The organism is Bradyrhizobium acaciae (assembly GCF_020889785.1).
Lineage (GTDB): Bacteria > Pseudomonadota > Alphaproteobacteria > Rhizobiales > Xanthobacteraceae > Bradyrhizobium > Bradyrhizobium acaciae.
Map to the genome: position 1 here is coordinate 38,533 of NZ_JACMYK010000040.1, position 14,751 is coordinate 53,283.

At 65.6% G+C, this 14,751-nt stretch carries 15 protein-coding genes; 5 read left to right on the plus strand and 10 right to left on the minus strand.

The genetic code is table 11. The features are described 5' to 3' along the window. Positions 1-126: 126 nt before the first annotated feature. The 3 genes from H8A92_RS17785 to H8A92_RS17795 are packed head-to-tail and all read right to left on the minus strand — an operon-like array spanning position 127 to position 3,223. Positions 127-1,434, minus strand: coding sequence for an HlyC/CorC family transporter (locus tag H8A92_RS17785; RefSeq protein ID WP_229196977.1), 1,308 nt, complete (start codon positions 1,432-1,434; stop codon positions 127-129). Positions 1,435-1,451: 17 nt separating this feature from the next. Then, positions 1,452-2,594, minus strand: coding sequence for a 3-dehydroquinate synthase (gene aroB / locus H8A92_RS17790; RefSeq protein ID WP_229196978.1), 1,143 nt, complete (start codon positions 2,592-2,594; stop codon positions 1,452-1,454). Next, positions 2,591-3,223: a shikimate kinase gene (locus H8A92_RS17795; RefSeq protein WP_229196979.1), complete on the minus strand. Its 633-nt coding sequence runs from the start codon at positions 3,221-3,223 to the stop codon at positions 2,591-2,593. Before H8A92_RS17795 ends, aroB begins: the two co-directional genes overlap by 4 nt. 145 nt (positions 3,224-3,368) lie before the next feature. On the opposite strand from H8A92_RS17795, the gene H8A92_RS17800 reads away from it, so the two are divergent. From H8A92_RS17800 to H8A92_RS17820, 5 genes are all read left to right on the plus strand, one after another. Continuing rightward, a complete protein-coding gene (locus H8A92_RS17800; protein ID WP_016843561.1) occupies positions 3,369-3,515 on the plus strand; it encodes a hypothetical protein in 147 nt (48 codons plus the stop codon). Positions 3,516-3,531: 16 nt separating this feature from the next. Further along, on the plus strand, positions 3,532-4,512 hold the full coding sequence (gene xerD / locus H8A92_RS17805; RefSeq protein WP_229196980.1) for a site-specific tyrosine recombinase XerD: 981 nt from the start codon (positions 3,532-3,534) through the stop codon (positions 4,510-4,512). Between the two features lie 202 nt (positions 4,513-4,714). Beyond that, positions 4,715-5,677 carry an acetyl-CoA carboxylase carboxyltransferase subunit alpha gene (locus H8A92_RS17810; protein WP_229196981.1) on the plus strand — a complete coding sequence of 321 codons (963 nt, stop codon included), beginning with the start codon at positions 4,715-4,717 and terminating at the stop codon, positions 5,675-5,677. Between the two features lie 229 nt (positions 5,678-5,906). Then, entirely contained in the window at positions 5,907-7,376 is a 1,470-nt protein-coding gene (locus tag H8A92_RS17815; protein ID WP_229196982.1) for a L,D-transpeptidase family protein, read from the plus strand. Between the two features lie 263 nt (positions 7,377-7,639). Then, positions 7,640-8,035 (plus strand): nuclear transport factor 2 family protein, encoded by a 396-nt coding sequence (locus H8A92_RS17820; RefSeq protein WP_229196983.1) that lies wholly within the window; start codon positions 7,640-7,642, stop codon positions 8,033-8,035. Between the two features lie 39 nt (positions 8,036-8,074). Here H8A92_RS17820 and H8A92_RS17825 read toward each other — a convergent pair whose 3' ends face one another. The 7 genes from H8A92_RS17825 to H8A92_RS17855 all read right to left on the minus strand — a co-directional run bounded on the left by H8A92_RS17825 (position 8,075) and on the right by H8A92_RS17855 (position 14,554). After that, on the minus strand, positions 8,075-8,305 hold the full coding sequence (locus H8A92_RS17825; RefSeq protein WP_229196984.1) for a hypothetical protein: 231 nt from the start codon (positions 8,303-8,305) through the stop codon (positions 8,075-8,077). A gap of 64 nt (positions 8,306-8,369) precedes the next feature. Next, positions 8,370-9,071, minus strand: a complete 702-nt coding sequence (locus H8A92_RS17830; RefSeq protein ID WP_229196985.1) for a branched-chain amino acid ABC transporter ATP-binding protein — start codon at positions 9,069-9,071, stop codon at positions 8,370-8,372. Then, positions 9,064-9,798 (minus strand): ABC transporter ATP-binding protein, encoded by a 735-nt coding sequence (locus H8A92_RS17835; RefSeq protein WP_229196986.1) that lies wholly within the window; start codon positions 9,796-9,798, stop codon positions 9,064-9,066. The genes H8A92_RS17830 and H8A92_RS17835 overlap by 8 nt, the downstream gene beginning before the upstream one ends. Then, on the minus strand, positions 9,785-10,906 hold the full coding sequence (locus H8A92_RS17840; protein ID WP_229196987.1) for a branched-chain amino acid ABC transporter permease: 1,122 nt from the start codon (positions 10,904-10,906) through the stop codon (positions 9,785-9,787). The genes H8A92_RS17835 and H8A92_RS17840 overlap by 14 nt, the downstream gene beginning before the upstream one ends. A 7-nt stretch (positions 10,907-10,913) precedes the next feature. Next, positions 10,914-12,134, minus strand: coding sequence for a substrate-binding protein (locus H8A92_RS17845; protein WP_163162090.1), 1,221 nt, complete (start codon positions 12,132-12,134; stop codon positions 10,914-10,916). 5 nt (positions 12,135-12,139) lie between these two features. After that, a complete protein-coding gene (locus H8A92_RS17850; protein WP_229196988.1) occupies positions 12,140-12,997 on the minus strand; it encodes a branched-chain amino acid ABC transporter permease in 858 nt (285 codons plus the stop codon). A gap of 42 nt (positions 12,998-13,039) precedes the next feature. Further along, positions 13,040-14,554, minus strand: a complete 1,515-nt coding sequence (locus H8A92_RS17855) for an amidase (RefSeq protein WP_229196989.1) — start codon at positions 14,552-14,554, stop codon at positions 13,040-13,042. Positions 14,555-14,751: the final 197 nt, after the last annotated feature.

Genomic DNA, 14,751 nt, shown 5'->3' on the forward strand with positions numbered 1-14,751 from the left:
GTCATCCTGAGGAGCGCGTAGCGCGTCTCGAAGGATGCACGGCCACCGGCTGGGCCGTCGACCCTTCGAGACGCGCGCGATGCGCGCTCCTCAGGGTGACGGTACCGGCAGCCTAGCCAGCTCCAACTAGAACGCCGTCCCCGCCCGCTTCGGCTTCTTCTCCTCCAGCTCGGCCTCGCGCGGCACGGCGACGATGCGCAGCGCGGTGATGCGGTTGCGCTCGCGGCGGAGCACGCGGAAACGGAAGCCGTGGAAGGTGAAGCTCTGGCCGCGCTCCGGGATCGAGCGCGCCTCGTGGATCACGAGGCCGGCGACCGTGGTCGCCTCCTCGTCCGGCAGGTGCCAGTCCATCGCGCGATTGAGATCGCGGATCGGCACCGAGCCGTCGACCACGACCGAGCCGTCCGGCTGCGCACGCACGCCGGCGACGACGACGTCGTGCTCGTCGGAGATGTCGCCGACGATCTCCTCCAGAATATCCTCCAGCGTCACCATGCCTTCGACCTCGCCGTACTCGTCGACGACAAGGGCGAAGTGGGTCTTGCGGCGACGGAACGCCTTCAGCTGCTCGGAGACCGGACGCATCTCCGGCACGAACCACGGCGGCAGCGCGATCGCGGAGGCATCGATCGCGGACATGTCGCCCTCATTGGCGCGCATCGCGCGCAGCAGGTCCTTGGCATGCAGCACGCCGACGATGTTCTCCGGCTTCTCCCGCCACAGCGGGATGCGGGTGTATTCGCTGGCCAGCACCTCGCGCACCAGCTCCTCGGGCGGCAGGTCGGCGTTGACCATGGTCATCTCGGTGCGATGGACCATCACGTCGGAGACCTGGAGCTCGCTGAGGTCCAGCAATCCGCCGAGCATGTCGCGGTCCTGCTTCTCGACCTTGCCCTCGTGATGCAGCAGATCGACCGCGCCGCGCAGACGCTCGGTCGGCGACAAGATGGCCTGATAGGCACCGATCTTGATGCCGAGCAGCCGCAGCAAGGCCCGGACGATGGCTTCGATGATGGTCAGGAGCGGACCGAGCACGAACACGGTCAGCCGCATCGGCCGCGCCACCAAGAGAGACACCCGGTCCGGCGCATTGATGGCGACGGTCTTGGGCAGCACCTCCGCGAAGATCACCACCAGGACCGTCATGACGCCGGTGGCATAGAGCACGCCGACATCGCCGAACCACGCGGTGAAGATGCCGGTCGCGAGCGCGGAGGCACCGATATTGGCGATGTTGTTGCCGAGCAGCAGGGCGCCGATCATCCGCTCGCGCATCGCGATCAGGCTGGACACGACGGTCGCCTCGCCGTTGCCCTGCTTCGACAGGCGCAGCATGCTGGCGCGCGAGGCGCCGGTCAGCGCCGTCTCACTCGCCGAGAAGAACGCGGAGACGAGCAGGCAGAGCAGCACGATCGAGAAGGTCAACCATCCCACTGAAATGATCCGTGGCTTTAGGCCTTGAGCTTGGCTTGCAGGAAGTCGCGCACCAGCTGTGGCTCGACATTGTTGGCAATCACCGCGCGGCCGACCGCCTCAAGCAGGATGAAGGTGAGCTTGCCGCGCTTGACCTTCTTGTCCTGCGCCATCAGCGCCAGCAGTGCGTCGGCATCGGCGAGGCCTTCCTGCGCGAAGCCTGCGATGTCCTGCAGGCGTGTCGGCAATCCTACCGCGGAAAGATGACGCGCGATGCGGGCCGCATCGTCGGACGAAATCATGCCGAGCTGCGCCGAGAACTCCGCGGCCAGCACCATGCCGACCGAGACGCCCTCGCCGTGGAACAGGCGATCCGAGAAGCCGGTCGCGGCTTCCAGCGCATGGCCGAAAGTGTGCCCGAGGTTGAGCAGCGCGCGCTCGCCGGTCTCGCGCTCGTCGCGTGAAACAACGCCGGCCTTGGCACGGCAGGAGGTTGCGATCGCGTGCTCACGCCCGGCGCCGCCCGCGAAGATGTCGGCGTGGTTCTTCTCGAGCCAGGCGAAGAAGGCCTCGTCACCGAGGATGCCGTATTTCGCGACCTCGGCGTAGCCGGCGCGGAACTGGCGCGGCGACAGCGTGTCGAGCACCGAGGTGTCGGCGATGACCAGCACCGGCTGGTGGAATGCGCCGATCAGGTTCTTGCCCTGCGGCGAGTTGATGCCGGTCTTGCCGCCGACGGAGGAATCGACCTGCGCCAGCAGCGAGGTCGGCACCTGCACGAAATCGACGCCGCGGCGCAGGATCGCGGCCGCGAAGCCGGCGAGGTCGCCGACCACGCCGCCGCCGAGCGCGATCACCAGGTCGTTGCGCTCGATCTTCGCCGCGATCAGCGCTTCGCTGACCTGCGTCAGCGTGGCGTAGCTCTTCGAGCCCTCGCCTTCCTCGACGACGATCCGCGAGGTCGGCACGCCTGCGGCCGCGAGCGACGCCTCGGCTGGCTCCAGCCAGTGCCTGGCGACCGTGCGGTCGGTGACGATGGCGGTCCGCACACCGGGGCGCAGCGCCGCGACGCGCTCTCCCAACGACTGCAGCACGTCACGGCCGATGACGATGTCATAGGCACGGTCGCCGAGCGCGACATCGACGGTAACGGAGGCGGAGTGTTTCAGGGGCGCAGTCATGAGGTCGCGTTCAATCCATCATTTGGTGGCTCGCCGGCCGGACGCACGCCGCACAGATGCACATGCAGGGCCTCGAGGCATTCGTCGACGATGCGGTCGTGCGGCACGTCGCGCGAGGCGATCGTCAGATCGGCGTTCTGGTAGACCGGCTCGCGCTCGCTGAGCAGCCGGTTGACGGTCGCCTCGGGGTCGGCGGTCTGCAGCAGCGGACGATCGGCGCGGCGGCGGACCCGCCGCATGATGATATCACTGTCGGCCTTGAGCCAGATCGAGATCGCACGGTCGCGGATCCGGTTGCGGGTCTCCTCGCGCATGAAAGCGCCGCCGCCGGTCGCCAGCACGACCGGGCCGCTGTCGAGGATGCGCGCGATCACCCGCGCCTCGCCGTCGCGAAAGTAAGGCTCGCCGTGGGTCTCGAAGATCTCCGGGATCGTCATGTCCGCCGCCGCCTCGATCTCGGTGTCGGCATCGGTGAACGGCAGCTTGAGCCGCACCGCCAACCGCCGGCCGATGGTCGACTTGCCGGCTCCCATCATGCCGACCAGCACGATCGACCGCGTCCCCAGCGCGGCCGCGATATCGGCCTCCAGGGTCGGGTTGGCTTGTGCCGGGACGGCTGCGTCGGACATCAAAAAGCTCGGATATTGGGACGAATTGTTCAGAATTCGAGCCACCTATACTACCCCCGGCGATACCGTTACCAGCGACTCTTGCAACCGCGCGGGGAACATGTTGGATGATTTCATTGGTTAATTCGCTGCCCGAGTCGCCTCCATGCCCAGCCTGTTCCGCTTCCTGACGGTCGTCGCCGTGATTTTCGGGATCGGCTACGGCATCGTCTTCGCGCTGGCGAATTTCGTGCACCCGAAACCGCGGGAAATGACCGTGACCATCCCGCCGGATAAGTTCCTCAAGAAATAGGCGCTATGATTCTGGCATGCCCGCTGCAGCCAAGATTCCCGCCAAGCCTCCCACAAAGTCTTCCGACGCCAAGCTGACCGCGCTGTTCCTCGACATGCTCGCCGCGGAACAGGGCGCAGGCCGCAACACGCTCGACGCCTACCGGCGCGACCTGACGGATTTCTCCGACTACCTCGCCCATGCCGGCGCCGACTTCACCAGCGCCGACACCGAGGCACTGCGCGGCTACCTCGCCGACCTCGATAGCCGGGGCTTCAAGTCGACCAGCGTGGCGCGGCGGCTGTCGGCGATGCGGCATCTCTATCGCTTCCTGCTCAACGAGCGGGTCCGCGGCGACGATCCGGCCGCGATCCTGTCCGGCCCGAAGCGAGGGCGCGGCCTGCCAAAGGTGCTGTCGATCCAGGATGTCGACCGCATGCTGACCCGCGCCAAGGAGCTGACCCAGACCGACGTCTCGCCGGCGCAGCGGCTGCGCGCGCTGCGGCTGTATTGCCTGCTCGAGGTGCTCTACGCCACCGGCCTGCGCGTCTCCGAGCTGGTGTCGTTGCCGGTCACCGCAGCGCGGCGCGATGCGCGGATGATCGTGGTGCGCGGCAAGGGCAACAAGGAGCGGCTGGTGCCGCTGAACGAGGCCTCGCGCCAGGCGATGGCGGACTACCTCGCGGCAATGGAAGTGATGCAGCCGAAGGCGAAGAAGGCGGCGCCGTCGAAATGGCTGTTTCCCTCCTCCGGCGAGAGCGGCCACCTGACCCGGCAGCATTTCGCCCGCGACCTGAAGGAGCTCGCGAGCGTCTCCGGCCTGGCGCCGCGGCTGGTCTCCCCGCACGTGCTGCGCCACGCCTTCGCCAGCCATCTGCTGCACAATGGCGCGGACCTGCGCATCGTGCAGACACTGCTCGGCCACACCGATATCTCGACCACCCAGATCTACACCCATGTGGTCGAGGAGCGGCTGAAAAGCCTGGTCCGCGACCTGCATCCGCTGGCGGAGAAGTAAGTCCAGCGCCTGCTGGACATCGATACCGTCGCCTGATCCGCCTTGACTTCCGCTTCGTCTCCGCGGAAAGAGCGTCACCTGCCTGCGATCCCGAAGCGTGCATTCCGCCAGAATGCGCGTTAACCAATTGAAGTTACAAAACTTCTCTTCTCTACGCCAAAACCGCTTCGCCCCTCGCACCGTTCCTCCCTATATTGAGTTGATGCCCGACCCGATGCGCAGCTATCTCGACTTCGAAAAACCCGTCGCCGAGCTTGAATCCAAGATCGACGAGTTGCGCACGCTTGCCGCAAGTGGCAGCGACATCGGCGACGAGGTCGCTCGGATCGAGGACAAGGCGGCGCAAGCGCTCACCGACCTCTATGCCAATCTGACGCCCTGGCAGAAGACGCTGGTGGCACGGCATCCGCAGCGGCCGCACTTCACCGATTTCATCGGCGGCCTGATCACCGAATTCACGCCGATGGCCGGCGACCGCAAATTCGCCGACGACGAGGCCCTGATCGGCGGCTTCGGCCGCTTCCGCGGCGAGAGCATCTGCGTGGTCGGCCAGGAGAAGGGCGCCACCACCGACAGCCGCATCAAGCATAATTTCGGCATGGCGCGCCCCGAAGGCTACCGCAAGGCGGTGCGCCTGATGGAGATGGCCGACCGCTTCGGCATCCCGGTGCTGTCGATCGTCGATTCCGCCGGCGCCTATCCCGGCATCGGTGCCGAGGAGCGCGGCCAGGCCGAGGCGATCGCGCGCTCGACCGACGCCTGCCTGTCGCTCGGCGTGCCCAATGTCGCGATCGTCACCGGCGAAGGCATGTCGGGCGGCGCCATCGCCATCACCACCGCGAACCGCGTGCTGATGATGGAGCACGCGATCTACAGCGTGATCTCGCCGGAGGCGGCGTCCTCGATCCTGTGGCGCGACGGCAGCAAGGCGCAGGAAGCCGCCAACAGCATGAAGATCACCGCCCAGGACATGCTGCGCTTCGGCGTGATCGACCAGATCCTGAAGGAGCCCGCCGGCGGCGCCCACCGCGACCCCGCCGCGATGATCACGACCACCGGCGACGCCATCGCCCAGGCGCTCAACGACCTACGAAATCTTGATCCGGACGCGATTCGCAAACAGCGGCGCCAGAAGTTCCTGGATATCGGCCGCAAGCTGGGCTGAGGCGCCCAAACGGCTGGATTTTTCGCCCAAATCGACCGATTTTGCCGTAATTGGGCCCCGAGCCGGGTCTTTAACGTTCCTTGAACCATGCCTGCTACCGTGAAGGCTGTCAGCCCCGGTTCAGGTTGCGAGCAGGGGTGGTCGAAGGCTAATATTTTACACAATGGCTTCAGGGCATATTCGCCGTGTTGGGGTCGCGAAAATCGCCCGGTGGGTGTGGAGCTCGGACTTGACTCATCGCACGCTCGTACGCGCGCTTCTGACCTCGGCGGTCCTCGCCGCGGGCGTCATGCTCGCCGGCTGTGACAGCGACCAGATATCGCTCGCCCAGAACGCCAAGGCCAACCAGCCGGTCCCGCCAAAACTCGTCGCCGCCATGGCCGAGAAGGACATGGACATGCAGTCGCCGATCCTGGTGCGGCTGTTCAAGCAGGAGGCCGAGCTCGAGGTCTGGAAGCAGACCCGCTCCGGCCAGTTCGCGCTGCTCAAGACCTATCCGATCTGCCGCTGGTCGGGCGATCTCGGCCCCAAGGTCCGTGAAGGCGACCGCCAGGCGCCCGAGGGATTCTATTCGATCAACCCGAGCCAGATGAATCCGCAGTCGGCCTACTACCTGTCGTTCAACACCGGCTATCCCAACGCCTTCGACAAGTCGCTCGGCCGCACCGGCTCCGAGCTGATGGTGCACGGCGACTGCTCCTCGCGCGGCTGCTACGCGATGACCGACGAGCAGATCGCGGAAATCTACTCGCTCGGCCGCGAATCCTTCTTCGGCGGCCAGAAGGCGTTCCAGTTCCAGGCCTATCCGTTCCGGATGACGCCGGTGAACATGGCCAAGCACCGCAACAATCCGAACATGCCTTTCTGGAAGATGATCAAGGAAGGCAACGACCATTTCGAGGTGACGAAGCAGGAGCCGAAGGTCGACTTCTGCGAGAAGAAGTACGTCTTCGACGCGGCGAAGCCGGCCGACGCTGTGCGCGACCCGGTGTTCAATGCATCGGCGAAGTGCCCGGCCTATGTGATCCCTGAGGAGATCGCGAGCGCCGTGCGCGAGAAGGAGCAGCGCGACGACGCCGAGACGGCCAAGCTGGCCGCCAAGGGCACGCCGGTAGCGCGCCTCAACACCGGCATCGACGGCGGCATGAACGCGATCTTCGCTTCGAAAATTCCGGAAGGAAACACCGGTCTGTCCGAAGGCGGCGACAGCCAGGCGCTGGCATCGATGTCGCTCGCGCGCGCCCCCGGCACCATCCCCGGCACGGTCAACCCGCCGCGGCCCAACCTCGCGGTCCAGCAGGAGGAGCCTGTCGTGGCGACGACGTCGTCGACCCCGCCGGCCAGCACCCGCGTTGCTTCGGCGAACGCGTCCGACAAGTCCGAAGGCTTCTTCTCCAGCTTCGCGCGCAAGGTCGGCATCGGCGGCACCGCGGACGCCAGCAAGACCGCCGCGCCGGCGCCGGCCGCTGCCATGCCGGCCAAGCCGAAGGTCGCCGAAGCCAAGCCGCAGTCGGTGGTTCGCGTCGCACCGAAGGCGGAGCCGAAGCAGGCCGCGAAGCCCGCGCCGAAGCCGGCGGCGACCAACACCGCTGCTGCCACCGCACCGGCCGCGACATCGTCGGCGTCGACCCAACTCGCCGGCTCCGCGCCTGTCGTGCAGACCAATTCGTTCGACGGCCGCTTCTCCGCGGTGAAGTAAGCGCGGCGCGACTCCATCCCCACGTCATTCCCCGATGCGCAATTGCGCATCTGGGGGCGCGCCTCTTGGCGCGAGCCCGGAATCCATTGGGCCGCAGAGCAAGTAGTGCGATGGATTCCGGGTTCTCGCTTCGCGAGCCCCGGAATGACGGAAGGGAACGGTGACGCCCTCGCATCATCGCTCCCTTCCCCGCCACATTCCCCTCGCCAATTGCGCGTAGACAATCGTCCGATCAACACGCCGGGCACAGCCGGGAGACTGCCATGGATGATCACACCGTGCGGATGGCGCTGCAGCGCCATTGGGAAGCCTCGGACGCGAGCGATTTCGAGCGCGAGCATGAGATCTACGCCGAGGATGCCGTGCTCGATTATCCGCAGTCGGGCGAACGGATCCGCGGCCGGCGCAACATTCAGGACAGCCGCACGGTGCAGCCGAACAAGAAGCGCTTCACGATCCAGCGCATGATCGGCGGCGGCGATCTCTGGATCACCGAATACATCCTCACCTACGACGACAGACCGTCCTACGTGGTGAGCATCATGGAATTCCGCGACGGGCTGGTCGCCCACGAAACGCAGTACTTCGCCGACAGATTTGATCCTTCACCCTCGCGGGCACACCTGGTCGAGCGCATCGACGGAACGGCGCCGCGCTGAGTCGACACGGAGTTGCTGTGGCGACCGGCAAGCGGCGCGTCACATTCCGTGGCCTTCGAAAACCTTCTTGCAGCTTCGGCCCAGACTGGCGCGATTCGTCTGAAGACAGTTCTGCACGGCGTCGTCATTGCCGAGGTCCTTGCGGCAGAACCGCTGCGCATCGCGCGAGCACGCGGATTGTTCCGACTTGGTGCCGGCATGCTGGGCCAGCGCGGCAGCGCTGTTCATCACGACAACGGCGAAAAGACCTGCAATCGAAAGATAACGCATCGGTGAATTCCTCCCGCGGCCCAACGGCAGCGAGGGCTCTTCGTTCCCAAGGGAACCCGGGATTCTAGGGCGCCAGATAGCGCAGCAGTTCCGGATCGCTCCGCACCTTACCCGCCTCGCCCTGCAAGGCGACGCGGCCGCGGTCCAGCACATAGGCGTATTCGGCGACGCGCAGCGCGAGGTCGAGATGCTGCTCGACGATCACGACCGCGATGCTCTTGGCAAGCTCGATCAGCCGCTCGGTGATCTCCTCGATCACGCCGATCCAGACCCCTTCGGTCGGCTCATCCAGCAGCAGCAGCTTCGGATTGCCGAGCATGGCGCGGCCGATCGCCAGCATCTTGCGCTCGCCGCCGGACAGCGTGCCGGCCGGCTGGTCGAGGCGCTGGCCGAGTTTCGGGAATATCTCCAGCACGCGATCGGCCGCGCCGGCATCCGAATTGGACAGCGAACCGACCGCGAGGTTGTCACGCACCGACAGGCGGGCGAACACCGAATGCTCCTGCGGCACGTAACCGATGCCGGAGCGCACCCGTTCCTCGGTGCGGCGGCGGGTGATGTCGCGGCCGTCGAAGAACAGCTCGCCTTGCGAGCTTGCGAGCTCGCCGACGATGGTTTTCATCAGCGTGGTCTTGCCGGCGCCGTTGCGGCCGAGCACGGCAACGCCGCCGCGCCAGGGAATGCCGATGTTGACATCGAACAGGACCTGGCTGCGGCCATAACCGGCATCGAGATGCCTTATATCGAGGAAGGTTTGCTCAGGCACGGCGAAGATAAATCTCCTGGACGCTCTTGTTGGCCTGGATCTCCGCAACCGTTCCGGAGGCCAGCACCTTGCCCTGGTCGAGCACGGTGAGGCGGTCGCAGATGTCGCGGATGAAATCGAGATCGTGTTCGACGATGACGAGCGAGCAATGCTGCTTGATCGGCTGCAACAGCTCGCCGGTGACGCGGCGCTCCTCGAGGCTCATGCCGCCGGTCGGCTCGTCCAGCAGCAATAGCCGCGGCTTGCCGGCAAGCGCCATCGCGATCTCGAGCCATTGCTGCTGGCCGTGCGACAGCGCCGCCGCGGCGTCATACGCGCGATCGGCGAGACGGAACTGGGTCAGCATCGTCATCACCTGATCGTGCAGCCTGTTGCGGGTGCGCGAGAGCACCAGATCGAACAGCGAGGACTGCGCCTGCAGCGCCAGCAGGATGTTGTCGTACAGCGTCAGTGTCGGCAGCACCGAGGTGATCTGGAATTTCAGGCTCATGCCGGCGCGGGCGCGCTCGGTCGGCGAGAACGCCGTGATGTCGGTGTTGACGAAGGAGACCTTGCCCGTGGTCGGCACCTCGGCGCCGGCGACACATTTCATCAGCGTGCTCTTGCCCGAGCCGTTCGGGCCGATCAGGCCGTGAAACTCGTTCTCGCCGACGGTCAGCGCCGCACCGTCAAGCGCGGTGAGCTTGCCGAACACCTTGCTGATCCCTGAGGCCTCAAGGAGCGGCATTGCCGGCCTCCTTTTTTGCTGCCTTGCTTGGTCCCTTGCCTGGCTCCTTGCCGAAGCTGCCGACGCGCTCGCGCTCGCCGAGCACGAAGGAGATCAGCCCGAGCGGGCGGAACATGATCACGAGCAGCAGCAGCACACCGAGGATGATCGGCCAGACATCGCGGTAATTGTCCGACAGCCAGAAGCTGACACCCTCGATGATGACTGTGCCGATCACCGCTCCGATCAGCGTGCCGGAGCCGCCGAACAGGACGTAGAGCACGACCTGGGTCGAAAACACGACGCCCAGCATGTTGGGCCAGACGAAGCCTTCATGGAAGGCATAGAGGCTGCCGGCGAGGCCGGCGATGGTGCCGCCGATCGCGAACACGATCGCCTTCAGATGTTGCGCCTTGTAGCCGAAGAAGGCGATGCGCTGCTCGTTCTCGCGCAGGCCCGCCAGCGCCAGGCCGAATTGCGAACGCACCAGGAAGCGGCAGAGCAGATAGGTGACCACGAGGATGCCGAGCACCATGTAGTAGTAGACCGGCCCTTCCTCGAACTCGTAACTGCCGAGCGTGAGCGGCGGGATCGACGGGATGCCATTCTGGCCGCCGAGATAGTACCAGCCGCGCGCCAGCCGGTCCGCGGCATAGGAACCGGTGAGCGTGCCGAGCGAGACGAAGATCACGCTCGAGGGATAGCGCCCGAGCAGCAGAAAGCCGCCGAGCAGCAGCGAGGCGGTGAGACCTATCAAGGTGCCCGCCGGCAGGATCAAGAGGATCGAGGTGACGTTGAGATCGCGCGCCATCAGCGCCACGCCGTAGCCGGCGGCGCCGAAGAACAGCGCCTGGCCGAAACTCATGATGCCGGCATAGCCCCACACGAGGTCGAACGACAGCGCGAACAGCGCGAGGATCACCACGCGGGTGGCGAACACCGTCAGATAGTCCTGCAGAACCCATGGCAGGACCAGTGCGATCAACAGCACCAGCCCTTCCACGATCGGCAGGACCTTCCATCCTGCCGATGTCCGTCCCGCCGGCGCGCTTGCGGCCGGTGCACCCTCACCCGTCACGACATCTGGTCCCTCGCCGATGCGTGCGACGGCCTCTCTTGCTCCACCCATCGACTGCTCAGCACTCCTTGGGATCGACGAGACCGGCACTGCGCGCCACGATCTCATAGTTCCCGCCTTTGGCAACGGCGGTGTACATCTTCATCTTGCAGTGACGCTTGCCCGGAACCATTTCGGCAGGCCCGCCGGGCCCTTCGGCGATCTTGGCGTGGTCGAGCGCGGCCGCGACCGAGTCGCGGTCGACCTTGCCGGCTTCCTTGACCGCGGCTTCCCACAGCTTGAGGCCGCGATAGGTTCCGGTGGCGGCGCTGCCGGCCGCGAACAGGAAGTTGCCCGGAAAATCCTTCTCATAAGCCGCCTGGATCTTGGCGTTGAACGGGTCCTCCTTGGTCAGCACCTTGAAGTAGTCGAGGCAGCTCGCGAGCCCCTCGATCTCGTTGGCCTGATTGATGTTGAGCGTGTTCTCGTCATAGTAGACGCAGGCGAGCCGCCCGCCGTTTTTGAGGAAACCCGCCTCATAGAGCTGCTTGAAGAACGGGCCGACGCCCGGCGGGATCACCGTGTTGAAGACGACGTCGACCTTGTTGGAGATGATGCGGTTGACGGTGGACGAGAAGTCGACCTGATCGAGCGGGTAATACTCTTCGAACACGACCTCGCCGCCATTGGCCTCGATCACCTTGCGGGCATAGACGTTGAGTGTGTGCGGCCAGACATAGTTGGCGCTCGGCAGCGCGAACTTCTTGCCGCCGTTCTTGATCAACCACGGAATGAACTCGTCGCATTGCTGCGCCGGCGTCGGCCCGGTGCAGAACAGATAGGGCGTGCACTCCTTGCCCTCGTAGAGCTGGGGATAGATGTAGAGCGTCTTGCCGCGCGCCACGATCGGGTCCTTGATCGCGTTGCGCATCGAGGAGGTGATGCCGCCCAGCACCATGTCGACCTTGTCGCGCTGGATCAGCTTGCGGACGTTGCCGACCGCGACCGATTCGTTCGAGGCGGTGTCCTCGATATAGAGCTCGAGCGGCCGGCCGAGCAGGCCGCCGCCGGCGTTGATCTCCTTGATCACCATCTTGGCGACGTTGGCGTCGGCGTTGCCGGCATAGGCGATCGGGCCGGTCAGGTCGGTCGCGATGCCGACCTTGATCGGTCCCTCGGCGGCGTTGGCCCAATCGGGCCTGACCACCCAGCTTCCCACGCCGGTGGCGAGCGCGCCGGTCGCGAAGGCGAAATTGCTCATGAAGCGGCGGCGCGTAAGGTTCATGCGTTCAATCGACATGGTGATTAGACCCCTTTCCCAGCAATGAGGCCTTGCGGCCGGAATTTGATGAAGGCGATGGCGAGCACGAAGACGAGCACGTCGGCGACGACCGGCGACATGACCCATGGCAGCGCCGCGCTGAGCGTGCCGATCACACCGGCGCCGGCGACCGGACCGATGAAGGAGCCGACCCCGCCGACCATCACGGCGACGAAGCCCTGGATCAGGAAGCGGATGCCGAGATCGGCAAACAGGCTGAACACCGGCACGATCAGCGCGCCGGCAAGCCCGGCGAGCGCCGCGCCGAACGCGAACGTCGCGCCGTAGATCAAGGGCGTCGAGATACCCGACGCGCGCGCCAGCGCCGGGTTTTCCAGCGTGGCGCGGACCCGAAGCCCGAAAGAGGTGCGCGACAGCAGCAGATAGCAGCCGCCCATCACCAAAAGCGTGATCACGATGATGGTGAAGCGCCAGGCCGAGATGTGGACCGAGCCGAGATCGATCGAACCGCCGATCGGCTCCGGCACCGTGAGATAGAAGCCGCCGATCAGGCCGCGCACGCTTTCGCGGATGATCAGCCCGAGCGCATAGGTACCGAGCATCGCCACGATCGGCGCGGCGTAGAAGCGCCGGATGATCAGCGCCTCCAGCACGAATCCGATCGCGCCGACCACGAAGGGCGCCGCAACCATGCCGACCCAGACCGGCGCGCCGTGGGCGTAGGCCAGATAGGTGACGTAGGCTCCGAGCAGGACGAATTCGCCCTGCGCGAAGTTGAAGATGCCCATCATGCTGGCGATGATGCCGAGCCCGAGCACGACCAGCACGATGATCGCGCCGAAGCTCACAATCTCGAACACCGCGGCGAAGGTGCTAGCCATGGTGTTCGATCCATCGACCTTGTGTCTGCGACAAGCGGCGCCTCACATCTTCTTCCAGTCGCCGGCCTGCTCGAAGGCGTGCGCGGCACGGTAGATGGTGGATTCCTCGAACATCCGACCGACCAGCATCAGGCCGACCGGCAAGCCGTCGACCATGCCGCAGGGCAGCGACATCGCCGGGTGATGGGTGATGTCGAACGGCGCGGTGTTCGAGATCATCTCCAGCGCGCGGGCGACGTATTCCTCGCGGCTGGCATTGGCCTCCGGCAACTTCGTCGCCTTCATCGGCGTGGTCGGCATCAACAGCAGATCGTAATCCTTGAAGGCCTTGTCATAGGCCGCGGTCAGCCGGCGGGAGATGTTGAGCGCCTTGCCGTAGAAGCGCGGACCGAAATTGTTGTTGATGTAGGTGCCGAGCATCATGAACAGCTTGGTGGTCTCGGACAGCGAATCCGCCTGCCGGCGCCAACCGCGATGGAAGTCCATCAGAGAGGTCGAATAGAGATCGCCGCGGCTGAGGCCGTAGCCGTCGCCGAACATCATGGTCTGGGTCAGGCCTTCGGTGCCGATCGGCGTCCAGATCGCGCCGCCGAGCATGTGCATCGGGATCGAGACATTCTCGACCGACGCGCCGAGATCCTTGAGGCGCTTGGCCGCCTCGCGCACGCTCTCATTCACCGCGGCCTCCGCGGTCGGCTGCTCGAAACCTTCCTTGACGATGCCGATCTTCATGCCCTTGACGCCCTTGCCCAGCGCCTTGGTGTACTCCTCGACCTTCGGCGCCTTGATGCGCGGGTCATAGCCGTCGTCGCCGGCTAGCACTTCGAGCAGCAGCGCGTTGTCTTCCACCGTCGCGGTCATCGGGCCGGTGTGGTCGACGTAGATCTCGATCGGCATGATGCCGGTGTAGGGCACGAGGCCCCAGGTCGGCTTCATGCCGTAGGTGCCGCAGAACGAGGACGGCATGCGGATCGAGCCGCCCTGGTCGCCACCGATCGCCATGTCGACCTCGCCGAGCGCGACCACCACGCCGGAGCCCGACGACGAGCCGCCGGCCGAATAGCCCATCTTGTGTGGATTGTGCACCGGCCCGTAGGAGCCGGTGTGGCTGCCGCCGGACAGGCAGAAGTGCTCGCAATGGGTCTTGCCGGCGATCTCGGCACCGGCATCGAGCATGCGTGTGACGATGGTGGCGTCGAAATCGGGGATATAGCCTTCCAGCGTCGACGAGCCGTTCGTCATCGGCACGCCGGCCAGCATGATGTTGTCCTTGAGCGCGACCGTCTTGCCCTTGAGCTTGCCGGAGGCGGCGCCCTTCACCGTCGACTTGCGGTACCAGGCGTTGTGCTTGTTGTCTTCCGGCGCCGGCCGATAGCCGGGCGTGCGCGGATATTTCACCTCGGGCAGTTCGTCCGGCATCTGGGCGACGAGGTTGTAGGCATCGATCGAGCCCTGCATCAGGCCGCGGAACGAGGCCACGTCCTCTTCGGTGAGTGACAGGCCGCACTGCTCGGCGACGGCGCGAAGTTGCTTTGGCGTGGGAAGGACGACGGTCACGGCGCTCTCCTGAAGCTTTTGATCTTTGGATTTGATTCCTGGATCGGATCCCTGGACGCAGGGCAGCGAGCTGCGCGTTGCTCCGCGCGAACCGCTCACCCCGTTGCCGTATTGAAAACGGAAATATTTTCCTTTTCAAGTATTATTTCGCAAAGCGCCCTCTCCCGCTTGCGGGGGAGGGCTGGGGTGGGGGTCCG

What these genes read in the sequence shown, in the direction of transcription:
- H8A92_RS17850 (WP_229196988.1), bottom strand. Translation starts at nt 12,997, where the DNA reads ATGGCTAGCACCTTCGCCGCGGTGTTCGAGATTGTGAGCTTCGGCGCG.
- H8A92_RS17795 (WP_229196979.1), bottom strand. Translation starts at nt 3,223, where the DNA reads ATGTCCGACGCAGCCGTCCCGGCACAAGCCAACCCGACCCTGGAGGCC.
- H8A92_RS17825 (WP_229196984.1), bottom strand. Translation starts at nt 8,305, where the DNA reads ATGCGTTATCTTTCGATTGCAGGTCTTTTCGCCGTTGTCGTGATGAAC.
- aroB (WP_229196978.1), bottom strand. Translation starts at nt 2,594, where the DNA reads ATGACTGCGCCCCTGAAACACTCCGCCTCCGTTACCGTCGATGTCGCG.
- H8A92_RS17835 (WP_229196986.1), bottom strand. Translation starts at nt 9,798, where the DNA reads ATGCCGCTCCTTGAGGCCTCAGGGATCAGCAAGGTGTTCGGCAAGCTC.
- H8A92_RS17800 (WP_016843561.1), top strand. Translation starts at nt 3,369, where the DNA reads ATGCCCAGCCTGTTCCGCTTCCTGACGGTCGTCGCCGTGATTTTCGGG.
- H8A92_RS17840 (WP_229196987.1), bottom strand. Translation starts at nt 10,906, where the DNA reads ATGGGTGGAGCAAGAGAGGCCGTCGCACGCATCGGCGAGGGACCAGAT.
- H8A92_RS17845 (WP_163162090.1), bottom strand. Translation starts at nt 12,134, where the DNA reads ATGTCGATTGAACGCATGAACCTTACGCGCCGCCGCTTCATGAGCAAT.
- xerD (WP_229196980.1), top strand. Translation starts at nt 3,532, where the DNA reads ATGCCCGCTGCAGCCAAGATTCCCGCCAAGCCTCCCACAAAGTCTTCC.
- H8A92_RS17820 (WP_229196983.1), top strand. Translation starts at nt 7,640, where the DNA reads ATGGATGATCACACCGTGCGGATGGCGCTGCAGCGCCATTGGGAAGCC.
- H8A92_RS17810 (WP_229196981.1), top strand. Translation starts at nt 4,715, where the DNA reads ATGCCCGACCCGATGCGCAGCTATCTCGACTTCGAAAAACCCGTCGCC.